This window comes from Aeromonas sp. FDAARGOS 1405, assembly GCF_019048265.1.
Classification (GTDB): domain Bacteria; phylum Pseudomonadota; class Gammaproteobacteria; order Enterobacterales; family Aeromonadaceae; genus Aeromonas; species Aeromonas veronii_A.
The window spans coordinates 3,356,102-3,373,733 of record NZ_CP077311.1 but is presented as its reverse complement, the minus strand read 5'-3'; the positions used below and the strand labels follow the sequence as shown (position 1 = coordinate 3,373,733).

9 protein-coding genes are annotated in these 17,632 nt (G+C 57.1%); 3 read left to right on the top strand and 6 right to left on the bottom strand.

Going from position 1 to position 17,632, the window contains the following annotated elements:
- Positions 1-629: 629 nt before the first annotated feature.
- Positions 630-4,652: an ATP-binding protein gene (locus tag I6L35_RS15530; protein ID WP_216978670.1), complete on the bottom strand. Its 4,023-nt coding sequence runs from the start codon at positions 4,650-4,652 to the stop codon at positions 630-632.
- Positions 4,649-5,821, bottom strand: a complete 1,173-nt coding sequence (locus tag I6L35_RS15525) for an HD domain-containing phosphohydrolase (RefSeq protein ID WP_216978669.1) — start codon at positions 5,819-5,821, stop codon at positions 4,649-4,651. Before I6L35_RS15525 ends, I6L35_RS15530 begins: the two co-directional genes overlap by 4 nt.
- Before the next feature lie 362 nt (positions 5,822-6,183).
- Between I6L35_RS15525 and I6L35_RS15520 the strand changes: the two genes are divergently transcribed.
- The 3 genes from I6L35_RS15520 (at position 6,184) to I6L35_RS15510 (ending at position 12,307) form a co-directional block, all read left to right on the top strand.
- Positions 6,184-7,797, top strand: a complete 1,614-nt coding sequence (locus I6L35_RS15520) for a response regulator (protein ID WP_216978668.1) — start codon at positions 6,184-6,186, stop codon at positions 7,795-7,797.
- Positions 7,798-8,043: 246 nt separating this feature from the next.
- Complete coding sequence (locus I6L35_RS15515; protein WP_216978667.1) at positions 8,044-10,959, top strand: HD domain-containing phosphohydrolase; 2,916 nt, start codon at positions 8,044-8,046, stop codon at positions 10,957-10,959.
- Between the two features lie 301 nt (positions 10,960-11,260).
- Entirely contained in the window at positions 11,261-12,307 is a 1,047-nt protein-coding gene (locus tag I6L35_RS15510) for a diguanylate cyclase (RefSeq protein ID WP_216978666.1), read from the top strand.
- 44 nt (positions 12,308-12,351) lie between these two features.
- On the opposite strand, the gene I6L35_RS15505 is transcribed toward I6L35_RS15510, so the two are convergent.
- Genes I6L35_RS15505 through I6L35_RS15490 form a run of 4 tightly spaced genes read right to left on the bottom strand, consistent with a single transcriptional unit; the run spans position 12,352 to position 17,482 of the window.
- Complete coding sequence (locus I6L35_RS15505) at positions 12,352-13,488, bottom strand: glycosyltransferase family 4 protein (RefSeq protein ID WP_216978665.1); 1,137 nt, start codon at positions 13,486-13,488, stop codon at positions 12,352-12,354.
- Between the two features lie 12 nt (positions 13,489-13,500).
- Complete coding sequence (locus tag I6L35_RS15500; protein ID WP_216978664.1) at positions 13,501-14,772, bottom strand: glycosyltransferase family 4 protein; 1,272 nt, start codon at positions 14,770-14,772, stop codon at positions 13,501-13,503.
- Positions 14,769-16,175 (bottom strand): O-antigen ligase family protein, encoded by a 1,407-nt coding sequence (locus tag I6L35_RS15495; RefSeq protein ID WP_216978663.1) that lies wholly within the window; start codon positions 16,173-16,175, stop codon positions 14,769-14,771. Before I6L35_RS15495 ends, I6L35_RS15500 begins: the two co-directional genes overlap by 4 nt.
- On the bottom strand, positions 16,163-17,482 hold the full coding sequence (locus I6L35_RS15490) for a lipopolysaccharide biosynthesis protein (RefSeq protein ID WP_216978662.1): 1,320 nt from the start codon (positions 17,480-17,482) through the stop codon (positions 16,163-16,165). The genes I6L35_RS15495 and I6L35_RS15490 overlap by 13 nt, the downstream gene beginning before the upstream one ends.
- Between the last annotated feature and the right edge of the window lie 150 nt (positions 17,483-17,632).

Here is a 17,632-nt window from a genome sequence, read left to right as displayed (position 1 = left end):
CTTTACTCATCTCATTGCATATTCCATACAGTCATCCATGGGACAACCTCCTGACTTGCCTCCCCATACCAGAACGGTCTCTCGGCCAGCTACCACCGGTAGCAAGCACGGCCTGCACGGCACGATTTACCTGAATGTCGCTTGGTTTCAGCTTGCATTTTTCCTGCACTGCAGGGCGATGATTCCTCCTGCTAGCCCACACAGCATAACCTCACCCAGCGTCCCTGACACTTAACACAGCTTAATGAAAAGATGCCGCCTGGCTATGCATATCAGTACGACTTCCCCCACTCTTTATTGTATTGGATGCTGGTGAGTAAAATATCGCGTTCACTGATATGTTTACGCATCATCGTGAATCTGCATTCAAATTAACAGTGAGAGAAATGGCAAGTTGGACGGCTGCGGCAACATAGTTATCATATTTAAATCGAGATATATTTGCTCATCCGGTTACAGATGTTACCGCCCACAGTCACACTATTTACCTTCACGTCACCCTGCGTAATTAACCAGAGCGTAAATATCCATGTTCATCGATATGGATGATAATTATTCTTGTTCAATGGCAACGAAAAGAAATGGGTAGGGGTGACGATGATCATGACAAACGATCAATGTATTAATCATCAGCCGAGCAGTGGCTCCAGCAACTGCAACGCCTGATCGAACTCAAACTCGTTGACCACCCGACTCACCTCTTGAAACGCAGCCCGCAGCTGCAATTCACTGCCAGCCAGATCAGCCTCTATCTGCTGACAGAGCGCCAACGCCTGGGCATCGCTCTGTGCCAACAAGGCCTTCAACTGCCGCAGTTGCAACGCCAGCATCTCGGCATCGATACCCCGGGAAGTTACCACCGCCATGGGGGACGATGCCAGCACAGCTTCCAGCCCAGACAACAGCGGCATCAGCTCTGCCATCAGGGATGGCAAGCGGGTTGCAACCCCTGCGTAATCCGCCTCTTCACAGGCGCGCTCGAGCAGCGCAGCCTGTGCCGCCACACCGGTTGCGCCTATGGTGCTGGCACTGCCCTTGAGGGTGTGAGCCAGACGCCGGGCCGTCCCCTTGTCATCCGAGGCCCACGCTGAGTGGAAACTGGCTTCAAATCCCTGCTGTCCCTGGCAGAAACGCTGCAACATATTTCGGTAGAGCACACTGTCCCCCCCCATTACTGTCATGCCCCGTTGCACATCAAGACCGAGCACATCTTGCCAAGGGGTCACATCGTCTGACACCTGCGAGTTGCTAGCGGCTCCCAGCGGTCTGGCAGGTTTAATCCAGTGCGAAAGGGTCGCCAGCAACAGCGACATATTCAAAGGCTTGGCGATATGAGCATTCATGCCGGCCGCCAGCGCCTTCTCTTTATCTGTGGCCATGGTGCTGGCAGTCATGGCGATAATGGGGATCGCGGACAGCGCCGGATCGGCGCGGATCAACCGGGTCGCGGTATATCCGTCCATCACCGGCATCTGGCAATCCATCAGGATGCCGTCAAACCCGCGATCTTGCGCCAGCAGGGAGAGCGCTTGCGCCCCATCACAGGCACAGACCAGCGTGATCTGCTCCTTGCCCAACAGGGCCAATGCCACCTCCCGGTTCATGTCGTTATCATCTACCAGCAGCAGACGAGCCCCCGCCAGCCCATGACCGGGCAGCGCCACCGGATGATGAGGGCTTGTATCAGATAACGCCTCCCCCGCGACGGCGTTGCCACTCAGCGCCTGGCTCAATGCCTGCGGAGTAAACGGATGGGCAAGTACATCACCCGGCGACAGCCCCTGCACCGCGACATGACTGGCAACCAGTGCAGGATCGCCAGAGGTGATCAGCAAGATCGCGGGCGACACTGCCAGCATGGCAATCTCCTGCAACACCTCTGACAACCAGCTCTCCCCCTCCTGCCAGCCCAGCACCACTCGCTCACAGGGTTTACCCGCCGCGATACCTTGATGCAGCAGTGCCAGCACTGCTGCGGGAGCGTCCGCGTAGACAAGCTCAACCGGCTGCGCCGACAGCTGGTGAAGGATGGCTGCTCGCGAAGCAGGGTGCTGCTCCAGCAACAGCACTCGCCGTGGCGCCAGCGGCATCTCAACACATTGCTCTTGCTGCTTATCCTGATCCGCCACGATCGCAAGCCGAATACGGAAGTGGAACCCGCTGCCCTGCCCAGGGGTACTCTCCACCCGGATCTCCCCATCCATCAGCTGCACCAGATTGTTTGTGATGGCCAAACCAAGGCCGGTGCCACCATATTTGCGGGTGGTCGAGCTGTCAGCCTGCTCAAAGGAGTGGAAGAGACGCTGACACTGCTCCGCCGTCATGCCGATACCGCTATCCTGGACACAGCCCTGCAGCCAGATCGCACCATCATTCTCGTCACTGCGTGCCAACCGGACAATCACCTCTCCCTGCTCGGTAAACTTGATAGCATTGCTGGTCAGGTTGAGCAGGATCTGGCCAAGTCGCAGGGGATCACCGCGCAAACGATCAGGCAGATCACCGGCCAAATCGAACAGCAGCGCCAGCCCCTTTTCCCGCGCCCGAAACGCCGTCAGATCAGCTAGCCACTCGAATACCTCGTTGAGCCGGAAATCCACCTGCTCCAGTTGCAGCTTGCCCGCCTCCATCTTGGAAAAATCAAGTATGTCGTTGAGGATCCCCAGCAAGTTGTTCGCCGCACGGTCTATTTTGCTTACATAGTTATGCTGCTCGTGGGAGAGGCTGGTTTGTAGCGCCAGATGGACCATTCCGATGATGGCATTCATCGGCGTGCGGATCTCATGGCTCATGTTGGCCAAAAATTCGCTCTTGGTTCGGGTGGCGTCTTCGGCGATCCGCCGGGCTTCAAGCATGGCGCCCTCCGCCTGCTTGCGGTCGCTGAAATCGAAGATGATCCCGTCCAGACAGGCGGCCTCACCATTTGCGTCATAGGTAGCGAGCCCGATGGAGTAGACCCAACGGATCTGGCCCCAGCGATCGAAAATGCGATACTCGTTGATATATTGCCGGTGTCCGGCAATCGCCTCGATGGTGTTGCGGTTGCTCAGCTCGAGATCATCGGGATGGATCAAGTCAACAAAATCGCGACTGTTACCATCACCGACAAAATCGCTGGCAGGATAGCCAGTCAATTTCTCCGCCTCGTCGCTGACGAACAACATGGTCCAGGGGGGATGAGGCAAACAGCGATAGACCATACCCGGCACATTGCGCACCATGGAGTGGATCCGTTGTTCGCTCTCATGCAATCGCTGGCGATCCGCCGCTATCCGATCATGGGCCTCCCGCATGGCCTGCTCGGCAGCACGGATCGGGGTGATGTCGACCAGGCTGCCGACCGCACCGCTTCGCTCGCTCTCGGCAAGTTCAATTCCCGAAAGAAAATAGAGCATGTCCATAGGACGCCCATCCTGCGAGAGCATACGCACTTCATGCTGTGTTCTGACCTGACTGCCAACCACCCTCTGTATGGTGCTGTCCTTATCTGCCTCATCCAGTACAGCCAGCTGGGGCAGCTCAGCCAGCCGCTTGCCCTCGACTGGCTGGACACTGCCAAATGCGCTGGTAAAAGCGCGATTTACGCCCAACAAACAACCCTGATTGTCGGTATAGAAGAGAGGATGTGGCAGGGTATCGATCAATGCCTGTTGAAAGGCAAACTGCTCGTTGCGCTCGCGAATGCTGCGGCGACGCAACATCCGGCCCTGCCAGAGCAGAGCAGATATCAGACAGATCAACAGAGCTGTGCCGAACAAGGCCGCTCGCCGCCATCCTGATACGGCCTGCTCAGCATTACCCAGCAACAGCAGCGTCCATTGCCCTTTGGCATCGTGCCACTCGATGGGCAGGCGGCTTACCAGATAGCTTTCCTCCCCTATCTTCACCTCACTGCCATCAAGCACAGGCAGGATCACCGGCTGGCGATCCGCTGCAAAATAATGTCCGTACTGACGAGATGCCAAGAGCTGCTGCTGCCTTGCGACAGAGTTTGGCCCCACCACTGCCATTTGCCAGTCACTCTTGTTGCTGGCCATCACCACACCATCTGGCGAGACCAACAAGCCGATGGTATTACCCCACCCTGCCAGAAAGGTATCGAGCAGTGTCATCTCGTAACGAGCCACCACCACTCCGGAAATTTCGCTTCCTTGCGCCCGATCGTGAGAAACTGGCGCAGCAACATAGATCATCCGCTTGCCGGTATTGAGGCTCACCCCGGCATCCACCGTTTCCATCCCCCTGATCCCTTGCCTGAAGTAAGAGCGAAAAGATACATCCTGCCCAACAACATGTCGGCCGAGCGCATCCCAGTCACGGACGATCACCCCTGCCTTGTTGGTAACAAAGGCATGATTGGCTTTCACCCCTTGCGCCAGTACCTGCAGTGCCTCGCTGGGGCTCAGGTCCCCCCGCTCAAGCAGTGACGATTGCTGGATCTCGCGGTTGAGACGGCCAGCCAGTTGAACGGCCCCCATCCCCTTGCTTGAGAGGGTCAATTGCTGCAGATTCTCGCCCTCGCGCTGAATGCGGGTATCCAGCGACTGGCGATACTCCTGCCGCTCCAGTTCCAGATAGAAAGCATCGACCAGACTGGCCACCATCAAGGAAAGCAACAACACGGCGACCATATACCAAAGACGGGATTTCATGGTGTATGGCATGCTCCGTCAGCCACTCCGCCAAGCGGCGGGAATGTCGGCGCCAGAGCGACAAAACAATCCAGCAGCAGAGGATCAAACTGGCTGCCTCTCCCAGCCATCATTAGTGCCAGTGCCTGCTCGCGGGAGAAAGGCGGACGATAGGGTCGTTCACTAAGCAGAGCACCATATACATCGACGATAGCCATCAGGCGCGCTACCAACGGGATCTTTTCTCCCGCCAGACCATCGGGATAGCCGTTGCCATCCCAGCGCTCATGATGATGACGAGCCAATATCCCGGCGAGGGCAAACCCGGTGAGTAGCCTATTAGTACTGTTATCAGCACAACACTCTTCCCCCAGGTTCTCAGAGGCGACAGACTCCTCAACCCACCCCGCCAACCGGGCGATCGCAACTTCTCCCCACTCAGGATGGCGGACGATCTGCTCACGCTCTGACAGAGTCAGTGGAGCAGAGTTACACTGGACGGTTTCCGGAACACTTAACATCCCCACATCCCTCAGCAAAGCGGCCTGATAAAGCAGCTCGAGATCGAGCCCAGCCAACGCATCCCGATAGTGCGACTGATTTACCAGCTGGCTAACCAGCGCTTTGAGGCAGGATTGGGTGTAAAAGACATGAGGTTGCACATCAAGGACACGCTGCGCGGCAAACGTAGCCAGCAACAAAGCGGCACCCTGTGCAAGGGCGTGATGAGGCGTTGCTTGCCCGGCATGCTGACACGCCAGCTGGTGACGAGATGCACGCAGTTGATCCGCCGCTCGCTTGAGCATCAGGTGAGTGTCGATGCGGGCCAACAGGATCGGCGGGCTGATGGGTTTGGTAATGTAGTCCGCGGCACCTAGTGCAAATCCCTGCCGCTCATCCTCGATCTGCGCCATGGCGGTCAGAAAAATCACCGGGATTTCGCTTGTCTTTGGATCGGCTTTCAGTTGACGGCACACCTCATGTCCATCCAGATCCGGCATCATGATATCGAGCAGCACAAGGTCAGGAGGCGTGTCGGCAAGGGCTATCTCCAGCGCCTTGCGACCCGTGGTCGCCAGCTTGATGATATAGCGAGCACTGAGCAGTGCATTCATCAAATTGAGGGTGCCGGTATCATCATCAACCACCAGCACCACAGGACGAATTGCGTCCAGGGCAAGATGTTCCATATCTTGTGATTCTCCCTGCCATGATGGAAGGCTGTGAACCTTTACAGCCCTTCTCACACCATAACGGATCCACCGGCTGGCAGCCATGGCAACCCGGTTGAAATATGCGGTCTAACCAATGGAGTCAACAGTTGGCCAAGAAGACAGCGGATATGTGATTGCGGCAGTTTTGTTGCGTCACAGGATGGCTTACGCCCACTGTCGCTGTGACATCAGATCAGATTGAGCCGTTAATCCAGTTGAAGATATGTGCCTCTGTATGGATTTAGATCTCCAGCACAAGATAACCGCAGTATCGGTTGACCAAGGTCATGCACTCTATATTATCATGCTCAAAATGAGCTGGCAGGATACAGCAACAGATGGGCACATCAGATAGCCATATGGACATAGCAAAAATCATTGCCGGGCCCACGCTGGTACTGGAAAAAGATAATGTGCATAGTGATGCGCTCTGCCAGCAGTTACGTGCCATTGGCATAAGCCAGATTACGGTGGTGGAGAGTGTGGAGGCGCTGGAACGTTGCATATCTGACGGCCCCGTTGCCATGATCATCTGCAATATCGATATCGACTCGGCGAATCTGCTCACACTGCTGAAAAATATCCGCAGCACAGCCCCTTATCACACACTGCCTTTTTTGACCCTGACCTCAGGGACCGATCGCTCACGGATCGAACAATTTGTTCAGGCGAAAGTCTCTGACATTATTTTGACCCCGCTCAAACCCGATATACTTAAAAACAGGATCGCTCGGCTGCTGTTGGCAACCAGTCAATCGCAACTCCAGCTATCTCAATTCGATTTTGGTCGTTTGCACCGTTTTTCCAGCAGCGATCTGATCGCTAGCAATCAGGACAGTCCCACTATTCTGGTGGTTGACGATGTTCCAGATAATTTGATGCTGATCACCTCGGTATTTCGCAAAGAGTTTCATCTCAAGCTAGTCAAGGATGGCGAAAAGGCGATCAATATCTGCCAGTCGGATAATCCACCCGACTTGGTGCTGCTGGATATCATGATGCCCAAGCTGAACGGATTTGATGTCGCCAGAATTTTGCGTGAACACCCCCATTCAGAACATATTCCCATCGTCTTTATGACGGCACTGGATGATATCTATTCCCGTAAACGGGCGATGAAACTGGGAGCAGTCGATTTTATCACCAAGCCGATCGACATCGAGATGCTGCGTTTCCGTATTGCCAATCTGATGCGCCTGGTGCATGCCAGAAAAGACCTGCAAAAAGAGTTCGATCAGATGCTGGAGCTCAACAGGCTCAAAGAGAGCCTCGAGTTCAATATCCGCTATGAAATCCGGGAGCCCCTGCTCAATGCGGTGCATCTGTTGGAAGAGCTGGCGGCCGATCCATCGCTCAACATGATCCAGAAGACACAGCTCTCCATTACCAGAAAATCAGTGGGCGATGCGCTGGAATTGACCCGTCTGGCCACCGAGATCTATCAGATTGAAACCGGTGCCTTTGTTTTGAAAGCGGGAAAAGTCCAGCTCTTTGAGATATTCAACCGGCTCTCGGTACAATTCAAAAATCTCTATGCCGAAAAAAAGCTCGATATCAAGCTGACCAAACCCAAAAATTATCTCTATGACGAGCTGTTCATCGCCGGTGACGAATTTCTCTGTTATTCCGCATTTCAAATATTGATACGGCTCGCTTGTGAACATGCAGCGCCCTCCTCCTGCGTGGAGATTGTCTGTCTGAAAAAACCAGACAGCATTATCTTGAATATTGATAGCTCTAGCATGCTGGATATCAGCTGTGTCTCATCTCTGTTCGATCAACTCTCCTCCTCAGATAATAAAGAAATGCACAGTCGCAATGGTTATCATGGAAAAATCATGCTGGAAGCTAATGGCGCTACCGTTACTGCATCGCTTGACGAAGAATCCCATCTGCTTAATATCTCAGCAATTTTCCCGCAAGAAGAGGATTTCAATCCATATCCAGAATGAACCGGATCAAGGTCCCCGTGTTCAGCCGTGACACCGCCGCAAATTATTTTCTGCTTATGTGATGGGTGAGTAACACACGATGGGTTTTCTCCGTCCTTTCCATTGATCTTCATCTTGTGGTGTAACACAACGGGGTAATCTTCATGTATGCAGCAGGCAGGATGAACACAATAATACTGTCCATGATCCCGTTGGGTTGTCTGTTCTATGGCTCATTTCATGACCCCATTTACCTGAGGAGATAACATGAATCTTTTTCGCCGTGTTATCCCCTTGTATGTCCATATTGCACATCTTTTCTTAGGTTTGTTGCTGGTGTTTGCCCTGATCACTCTCGGCCACCAATACCGACAGACAAAAATCATGCTGATGAAGGAAGCCGAAGATAGATTCAGCCTGATCGGCCAACTGACGATTCAAGAGCTGGAGGGGCTATTTCGACCTGCGGCACTGAGCACCAATATGCTCGCCCAGCAACGCTTGATCGAGGCAACAACATTAGCTGCTCGCATGGCTAACCTTCCTTACATGGCAACCTTGCTAAAAGGACAGCGCTCAGCCAATGGGGTTTATGCCGGGTACCACAACGGCGATATGTTCTGGCTTATGCGCTGGCCTGCCGATGCAGAGGTGCAACGCCTGACCCCTCCAGCCAATACCCACTGGATATTGAAAAGCGTTCGGCACCAAGAGACTGCGACCCTCACGGACATCTTCGCGCTGACCGACAATCTCACCATCATCGAACACAAACAGGTATCAGGGCAGCTCTTTGATGCCAGAACGCGCCCATGGTTTATTCAAGCCAAACAGGCTGGACGACTGGTGCAAACGCCACCTTATATCTCGATCGATACTCAGGAGATAAACCTGAGCTTTGCCAAACCGATGCAGAACGGGGCTGGCGTCGTCGGGGTAGACCTGAGTCTGAGATCCATCGAACGCTTGCTCAAATCTGCCATGATCACCCCAAATATGCGGCAGGCCATCGTCAATGAGATGGGGGAATTGGTTACCAGTCATAAAGGCGGCATGATCATTCACGGTGAGAACGGGGCATATCGGCTAGCTAAGGTCGCTGAGGCAGAGCTCCCCATGCTGCAACATCTGATAGATGCCAGCCAACACCAGAACATAGATAAACTGACGTTTCACTCGGAAGGGCACGATTGGCAAGGAATGCGCATTGATCTGCCGGATGCGGATGAATCACGGCTATCACTCTGGATTGCGGCACCTGTCGATGAATTACTGGCTACCGCCATCACCATTCGCAACCAGACCTTCCTATTGTCGGGGATATTTCTGATTCTTGCCCTTTTCGCAGCAATAATGCTTGCCAGAACCGCCGCCAAGCCTCTTGATGCCCTGACGCAAGAGGCAGGAAAAATTGCCAGCTTCGACTTCCATGACCCTGTCCGGGTCAACACATATATTGCCGAAATCATCGATCTATCCCAGGCCATGGGTAACATGAAATCGACGATCCAGCACTTTTTGCAGCTTTCCACGTCACTCTCAAGCGAGACCAGCTTCCCCCGCTTGCTTGTACGGCTACTCAGCGAAATGCAGCAACTCACCGGTGCAACAGGCTGCATGCTCTACCTCTCCGATAACGGCAACAAGACGCTGGATCTGGCTGGGTTGTGCTGGAATGGTGAGGTACAGGAGCAAAAGCCAACCCACAGTATCGGAACCCTCAATCAGCCAAACCATCCACTGTTCCAGAGCTTGCAGGGAGTGGAACTTGAACCCGTTGCATTGGTCACCAGCGAATTGCAGATCCTGTTTCCCTACATTGAGGAGAGCGACACCCCACTGACCTTCTGGCCGATAGCCCTGAAAAATCGCGATGGCCAACTACTCGGCACCCTGGTGTTTCTGATAGATGAACAGAAGAAGCCCCTGACTCCGCAGCGGATGGCATTTGTCAAAGCGCTCTCCTCCACCACCGCCGTGGCGCTCACCACCCAGCGACTGCTGGAGGAGCAGCGCAATCTGCTGGAAGCCTTTATCCAGCTCATCGCAGGGGCCATCGATGCCAAGAGCCCCTATACCGGTGGCCACTGTCAACGAGTCCCCGAACTGACCAAGATGCTGGCAGAGGCGGCATGTGAGGCCCGGGAGGGGCCATTCCAGCACTTCTCGCTCGATGAAAAACAGTGGGAAGCAATACATATCGCGGCCTGGCTGCACGATTGCGGCAAAGTTACCACCCCGGAGTTTGTGGTCGACAAAGCCACCAAGCTGGAAACCCTGTGCGATCGCATTCACGAGGTCAGGATGCGCTTTGAAGTGCTGAAACGGGATGCCGAGATTGCCTACTGGCAGGCGCGTCTGCACGGGGGTGATGAGGCCACGTTAAAGGCGACACTGCAAAAGCAGTGGCAACAGCTGGATGAGGAGTTTGCCTTCATCGCCCGCTGCAATGAAGGGGGCGAATTTATGGCCACAGAGGATATTGCAAGGCTGCAGCAAATCGCGGGCCGCACTTGGCAGCGCACGCTATCCGATCGGATTGGCATCTCTCAGGATGAGCTGGCGCGCAAACAGCGGGCAGCGGAGTCACCGCTGCCGGTCACCGAACCCTTGTTGGCCGATCGCCCGGATCACCTCTTCACCCGCAGCAACCGAGAGCGCCTTGCTCCTGACAACCCTTGGGGATTTCAGGTCAACACTCCCGAATATCTCTATAACCGGGGCGAGATCTACAACCTCTCCATCCGCCGGGGCACCCTCACCGACGAGGAGCGTTACAAGATCAATGAGCACATGATCCAGACCATCATCATGCTCGATAAACTCCCTTTCCCCGCCAACCTGAAACAGGTGCCGGAAATCGCAGGGGGACACCACGAGAAGATGGATGGAACCGGTTATCCCAAGCGGCTGAAACGGGACGAGATGAGCATCCCTGCTCGCATGATGGCCATCGCGGATATCTTCGAGGCGCTGACCGCCGGCGATCGCCCCTACAAGAAGGCCAAGTCCCTTTCGGAGGCCATCCGCATCATGGGATTCATGCAACAGGATCACCATATCGACCCCGAGCTGTTTGCGCTCTTTCTCCGCTCTGGCGTCTACCTGCGCTATGCCAAGCGTTACATGAGCCCGGAGCTCATTGACGAGGTGGATATCAGCCCCTATCTCGCCAGCCATTGATCGCCGCGAGGCACTCTGGGTTACCTGATGCCTGCAATCTGGGGATCTGCATGCAGACCCGCCGTCTTGTCACCGGTGGTCACCCCGATGCGCAATAGAGATGGGGAGGATATGCACCGGACAGCCATGCTAATCCTCTCCATGGCACCTTGTTCTGACTGACCTTACGGACACTTGCCAATAACGGTAATCGAACAAAAAACGATAAAAATCAAGATAGATAGCCAATTAAAACAACATAATTGACTATAGTTCAATCGAACGTTTTAAAAACGTGACCACTTCACATGGGCCCAGCGCAATGACCACTGAACGGGAACCGTTGATCCGCTCACTGTTTGATGAGTACATCGAGCTGTATTCATCACGGGATGATCGGCTCACCACGCGGTTTAGCGACAATTTCAGCGGTTTTGCCGGCAGCAGTGATGTTCTGGTTACCGATAAAGATGAGTGGATCCGGATAACCCGCCGCGATTTTGCCCAGATCCCGGGCAGGATCCGCCTGGAAATACTCGATGTAACCCTGCAAGATCTGGCCGCTGATGTGGTGGCTGTCACCGCCTTCTTCCATATCCATCTACCGAAATCAGAACCTATCCTCTCCCGCAGAACCGCCAGGTTGGTGCTGATTTTTCGACACGAAGCCATGGCGTGGAAAATTGCTCACAGCAGTATCTCCATCCCTTACAGTGCTGCTCGGGAAAGCGAAATTTACCCGATGACCAGTCTGGAGGAGCGCCAACATGAGCTGGAGCTCATTATCGAGCTCAGAACCAAGGAGCTGGCGGAAGCGAACCGGAAACTGGAAGCGCTCAGCAATACCGACGGGCTCACCAATATCGGCAACCGTCGTCTGTTCGACAACTCATTGAACCAGGTCTGGGAACACTGTATTCAGACAGAGATGCCGATTGCGCTCATCATACTCGACATCGATCATTTCAAGCAGTTCAACGATCTCTATGGCCACGTTGCCGGTGACGAGTGCCTTCGATTGCTGGCCCATACCCTGGCGCAATCCGGGCGCCGCTCGGGGGAGTTGGTGGCTCGCTACGGCGGAGAAGAATTTGTCATCCTGCTGCCACATGTCGAGCGTCAATCCGCCTATGAAATTGCCCAACATATCCAGCGACTGATTTTTGCACTGGCGCAGCCACACGCACAAAATGCCACCGGTCTGGTGACCGTTAGCATGGGTGTTGCCTGCCTCAGACCATCGAGTCACTGGCAGCCATCTGAACTGGTCAAACTGGCTGATTCTGCGCTCTACACCGCCAAATCATCCGGCCGTAACTGCATCAGAGTGGCGGAGTCACCCAGCCTCCCGCAACCAGTCTGCCCATAAGTCCCTCATACGCCCCCATCCTCCTCACGGGAAACCACTGCGCGCTAACCATGCACGGCAAGGCTCAACGCATCCCATCGCAACATACCTTCCCACTGATCCAGTGTGCTTTGATAGGTATCTGCCGCGTTGTAATGGACCATGGCATGCAGGCGAGCATGATGGCCAAGTCGCTTGACCACGTCGGGCATCGCATTGAGGCTGGCCAGCACCCGCGCCAGATCGCCGGGATCGTTTGGCTGATATTTGCGGCAATTCACGTCATCGGTGAGGTGTCGGTCCCACCAGGCGCCATCGGCCGGGATCACTACACATAATCCTGCCGCCATAGCCTCCAGAATGGAGAGGCCAAACGGTTCCTGATGACTGGTGGAGACAAAAATGCCGCATTGAGATCGGATCTCGTCAAGATTGGCGGGGTTGGCATACCAGTGCGTGTCTGGCAGCTGTGGCTGGGGCTGGCTACAGGGCTGCAGCGTGCCCTTGGGTTGCAGATAGCACACCATCAGCTCGGAGCGAGCGTCAGGGATCATTTGATGGGCGGCCAGCATGGTCTCCAGTCCCTTCCAGCGCAGCAACGAGGCCGCCCACAAAATGCGAGGCCCCCCCAGGGTCGCCTTGGGCCAATCAATCTCGCTCAAACCATTGGTAAATGGCTGCCAGTGTGACGGGAACTCGGTCTCGCCAAGCCGGGCCAGCAATGCCGCCAGGGAGCTGCGGGTTGATTCGAGATAAAACACAAAACTCGCCCGTTGCAAGGCTCTGGCAGAGAGCCCCGAGCACCCCACAGGGCCATGGATCAGCTGAACCACCCGGCACCGCAACCAGCAGGCCGCCCAGTAACAGCAGAGATCCACCCCCGGCCCGGACGCCGCCACCAGGCACTTCACCTCCCCCAAACGCAACACCAGCCAGAGGATGAGCAGGGTCTGCCACCCCTGTTTGAGCAGATAACCGATGCCGGACTCCCGCCCCTTCAATATGTGGGGCAGCCAAAGGGGATGATGCTGACAACGGGACCAGGAGTCGGGATCCTGGGTCAACACATGGCATGTGAGCCCGGGCATCCGTTTGGCCAACTCATCGAGCAGCACTTCGGTCGCAACCTTGGAGCCACCGCGAAACGGGATGGGATCCACAACGATGATCTTTCCAAACACCGGCTCAGTTTGCATGCTCATCTTGCTGCTCCCTTACTCTGGCACCTTGCGGCGGCCAAACCCCAGTTGCACTTTTTGCGCCACTCTTGCCATTCCACTCGCCAGCATATTGCGACCTCTGGCAAGAAGTCGCTGCCCCGCCCAATGCATGAGTGGTCGGAAGGGTGTGGGGGCCGTTGCGTGCCAACGACCAGCCAGCGCGGCGTCCCACACCGCCGTGACTGCGTCAACATAGCGCGCCACCGTGAACAGCTGTGCGGCGCGCAGCTGAGCGGCCCGCCCCATTTCACATCGGCGCTGCGGATTGCTCAATTGCCGCCAGTGCTCAGCCATCTCGGCCCAATCCCCCGGGGTTGCCAACAAGCCGGTCACCCCCTCCTCCACCACTTCGGGGATGCCGCCCACCCGATAGGCACTGACCGGGAGCCCCAACATGCCCGCCTCCGCCAACGTCAGACCAAACACCTCCTCACGGGCTCCGGAGACCAGCAGATCCACCCCGCCTCGCAAGATAGCGGCACTGTCCGGCCGCTCGCCAAGAAAGTGGACCCGCTCGGCCACCCCGAGCTCGACAGCCAACGCCATCAGTGCTTCCCGCTCCGGGCCGCTGCCAATGACCAGCAATTGGGCCTCCTCCCCCGATGCCATCAGGGCAGCCAGCGAGCGGATCAGCAGATCAATCCCCTTGCGTTTGATCAATGAGCCGACGGTTGCGATGATCATATCCCCCGGGGGCAAGCCCAGCATGCCGACGACCGGCCAGTGAGCACCGCCATTCAGGCGAGCTGCATCCACCCCGTTGGGTATCCGGATCAACCGCTCGGCCGTGCAGCCATCCTGGCGCCAACCGGTCAACACCGGCTCGCTCACCCCGATCAGCACGCTTGCCTGATGAACCCGCAGGCTGAATCTGTCTCTGGGCTGGTAACGGGCATGGAGGTGGCACACCAGCGGCACCTGCAACACTCGACAGACCCCAACCAGCCACTGACAAGGGGCCGCGCTGTTGGCATGCACCAGCCCAATCTGCCGCTCGGTGATGAGCTCTCTGGCTCGCCGGGAGAGGCGCCGATGGGCCGCAAGATCAAAGCGGGGCGCCTGCCATCCCAGCAGCAGGCTGAACGGCTCGACCATGGTTTCTACCCCGAGGGTGGCCGCCTCTGCCGCCAGAGCCGGGCTATTGCACCAGAGCAGGGGCGTAAACCGGCTGCGATCGAGGTGGGCCAGCAGATCCAGCAGGCAGCGTTCGCTGCCGCGGATCCAGTCCTCTCCGTAGTGAACCAGCAAAACAGGGGTTGCGTTCATCCTCTTGCTCCCTTGGGTGGCACTGCCGGCAACCGGGTTGCCTCCTGATGATCCTCAGCGGTGGCCTTCACCTCTGTGGCCGACTGCTGCACGTACTTGATGGCGGCGACGGCCAGCGCCAACTCCAGATAGATGGGCCAGGTAAACCCCTGGGTCAGGAAGGATCCCGAAATCACAAACCCCACCATGCTGGCCATCACCCCCTGCATCGCCGTGATCACTGCAGGAGGCATGCCAGCAAGCTGGCAACGCCAGCCACTGCGCAGGGTCACCGTCACCATGCCGATAAACAGCGCCAACCCGACAAAGCCGGTTTCAGCCAGCACCCCGAACCAGGTGGAGTGCACCGCATGATTGAGTCCATCCCAATGGGGGCTGTAGAAGAAGTAGTTGTAATAGAAATTGGACAAGCCCACCCCCACCAGCGGATGGCCCAGCGCCATGCCCCAGGCCGCTTGCCAGGCGTAGATCCGCCCCATGGCCGAGGCATCGACCCCGCTCTCGGCGGCGCCGCCAGATGCCCGGTCACTGATCCCTGCGGCGGCAAACAGCACCACCAGCGCGACCATCCCCAGCGAGATCAACAGGGTTTTCGACTTCACCCGCTGCCAGGCAAACAGGCCACCAACGGCGCAGATACCCAGCAGACCGCCGCGGCTCTGAGTGGCGATAATGGCGGCCGCAGTCAGCGCAAAGCCGAGCCCCCCCAGCAAACGCCCCCAGACCCCATTGCCCTGATTGAGCAACAAGCTCAGCGAAAAGCCGGCAGGAAAGAGCAGCACCAGCGCCAGATCGTTGGGATCCCCCAGCACAGAGCCCAGCTCGCGCCCTATGGTCACCCGGGTCCCCTCCACCAGCCCGATCCCGCTCGCCTTGTTGTAGAGGGCCACCATTGCCACCAGACAACCCGCCACCACAAAGGTGCGCACCGCCAGCGCAAAATCCCCCGGGGTGCGCACCAGCCAGGCGGTGGCCAGGGTCATCAGATAGATCTTGCTGTAGCTGCCGGTCCAGGTGGCGATCGCCTCGCCCCGGTTGCTGGCAAACAGCACACCGATGGAGACCATCACAAAGAAAGCCGTCAGCCAGCTCAGGGCTGGACTCCAGTAGGGCTTGATCCGGCCGGTCAGCAAAATGTGCCAGACCAGCGCGCCGATGGCGGCCAGCGAGAAGAGCAGCGGGATCTTGAGGGGATAGAGCTGGGGGAACACCTCATGCAGCCGAAAGAAGGAGAAGGTGACAAACCCCAGCACCATCAAGAAGGGCCAGCGCAGGGCAAACCAGATGGCGGGAATGGCAAGGCCGAGCACCGGCAGCAGCAAGGGATGGGGCAGCCGCCACCAGAGCAGGGCCAGCACCAGACAGATGGCGCTTGCCCAGATGGCTGGCGTTAGACGAGCCATGATCCTGCCCACCATTGGCCGAGCCAGACCATCGCCAGCGCCCCGAGCGAACTGGCCCAGAGGGTCGAGAGGCGATACGGCAACGGCAGCAACCGCTGGCTCACCAGATAAAAGGCCAGCGCCCGTACCAGATAGACCAAAAGCAGAGTCCAGATCACCCCGGCAACCCCGAAGGGGGGGATGGCGAGCAGAAAGCCTGCGACCCCAAGACCGCTGCAGCCCAGATTGATCACCATCTGGGCATTGCTCTTCTCGCCGCTAAAGCAGCCGACATTGAGCAAGTCCGAAACATTGCGCACCGCCATACCCAGCACCAGCAGCGGAATATAGGCAATCGCCCCGTGATAGCTCTCCGGGGTCAGCCAGCGAATGAGCAAGGGGGCGGTAAGCCCGACAATCCCCGCGGTAACAAACCCCAGTACCGACCCCATCACGCTGTAGTGGGCATTGAGCCGCAGTCCATCCGGCTCGCGCAGCAGCATGAAACGGCGGGGATACCACCAGAGGGCAAAGGGTTGCAGCAACAACCCCACTGCCAGCGCCAGCTTGCCCGCCACCGCGTAGTAGGCAAGCAGCGCCTCACCCACCACATCGGCCAGCAACCAGCGATCCAGTCCGCTCAGGGCAAAGCCTGCCAGCCCGCTCACCACCAGGGGCAATCCATAGCGCAGCAGCGGCCGATAGTGCTGCCAGTCAAAGCGGATCCCGCTATCTCGCCACTGCCAGAGGCTCAGCAGCAGCGCCAGTGCAACGCAGGTCAGGGTGCCGGAGGCCAGCACCCCGCTCACGCCCCAGCCGAGCCAGAGCCACCAGCCGGTCAGCACCGACTGGATCACCGCCTTGCCTGCGGTCACCACGAAAAAGAGCTGCGCCTGATTGCGCATCCGCAGCCATGCCAGTGGCACGCCGATCACCCCTTCAAACGGCAGGGCGCAGAGCACCCAGCGCACATCCGCAAGGCGGGTTTCAACCGGCAGCCAGGCTTGCACCACTGGTGCCAGCAGCCAGAGCAGCACCAGACTGGCCAGGGCGATCAGCCAGACCAGCCCAAACATGCGGGCCACCACCTGCTGGCGCTCCTGCTCATCTTTCGCCAATCCGGCAAAGCGGTAGAGGGCATCCACCAGCCCGAAGCCAAGGATCAGGGAACCCAGGTTGATAAGGGTCAGCAGCACCTCCAGCTGGCCGTATTCGCGAGGCAGCAGCTGATGGGTCAACACCGGCAGCATCAGCAGGGAGATCCCCTTCATCAGGAGCAAGCCGCCGGCGTAATAGAGCATGGCAATCTGGTTCACACCAAGTTTCATAGGGCCTCCCAGCCACCCGAAGCATCCCGCTCCGGGTCAGCTACCGCTAATGCAAAGCCCACGCCACTCACTCCCGCCCAGAGACGATAGCTTCTCTGTGCGGTTTAACCGGCCTAAGCAAGCCCAGAATGAGACTGGCATTTGCGTTTT

What these genes read in the sequence shown, in the direction of transcription:
- I6L35_RS15505 (WP_216978665.1), bottom strand. Translation starts at nt 13,488, where the DNA reads ATGAGCATGCAAACTGAGCCGGTGTTTGGAAAGATCATCGTTGTGGAT.
- I6L35_RS15510 (WP_216978666.1), top strand. Translation starts at nt 11,261, where the DNA reads ATGACCACTGAACGGGAACCGTTGATCCGCTCACTGTTTGATGAGTAC.
- I6L35_RS15520 (WP_216978668.1), top strand. Translation starts at nt 6,184, where the DNA reads ATGGGCACATCAGATAGCCATATGGACATAGCAAAAATCATTGCCGGG.
- I6L35_RS15515 (WP_216978667.1), top strand. Translation starts at nt 8,044, where the DNA reads ATGAATCTTTTTCGCCGTGTTATCCCCTTGTATGTCCATATTGCACAT.
- I6L35_RS15500 (WP_216978664.1), bottom strand. Translation starts at nt 14,772, where the DNA reads ATGAACGCAACCCCTGTTTTGCTGGTTCACTACGGAGAGGACTGGATC.
- I6L35_RS15495 (WP_216978663.1), bottom strand. Translation starts at nt 16,175, where the DNA reads ATGGCTCGTCTAACGCCAGCCATCTGGGCAAGCGCCATCTGTCTGGTG.
- I6L35_RS15490 (WP_216978662.1), bottom strand. Translation starts at nt 17,482, where the DNA reads ATGAAACTTGGTGTGAACCAGATTGCCATGCTCTATTACGCCGGCGGC.
- I6L35_RS15530 (WP_216978670.1), bottom strand. Translation starts at nt 4,652, where the DNA reads ATGAAATCCCGTCTTTGGTATATGGTCGCCGTGTTGTTGCTTTCCTTG.
- I6L35_RS15525 (WP_216978669.1), bottom strand. Translation starts at nt 5,821, where the DNA reads ATGGAACATCTTGCCCTGGACGCAATTCGTCCTGTGGTGCTGGTGGTT.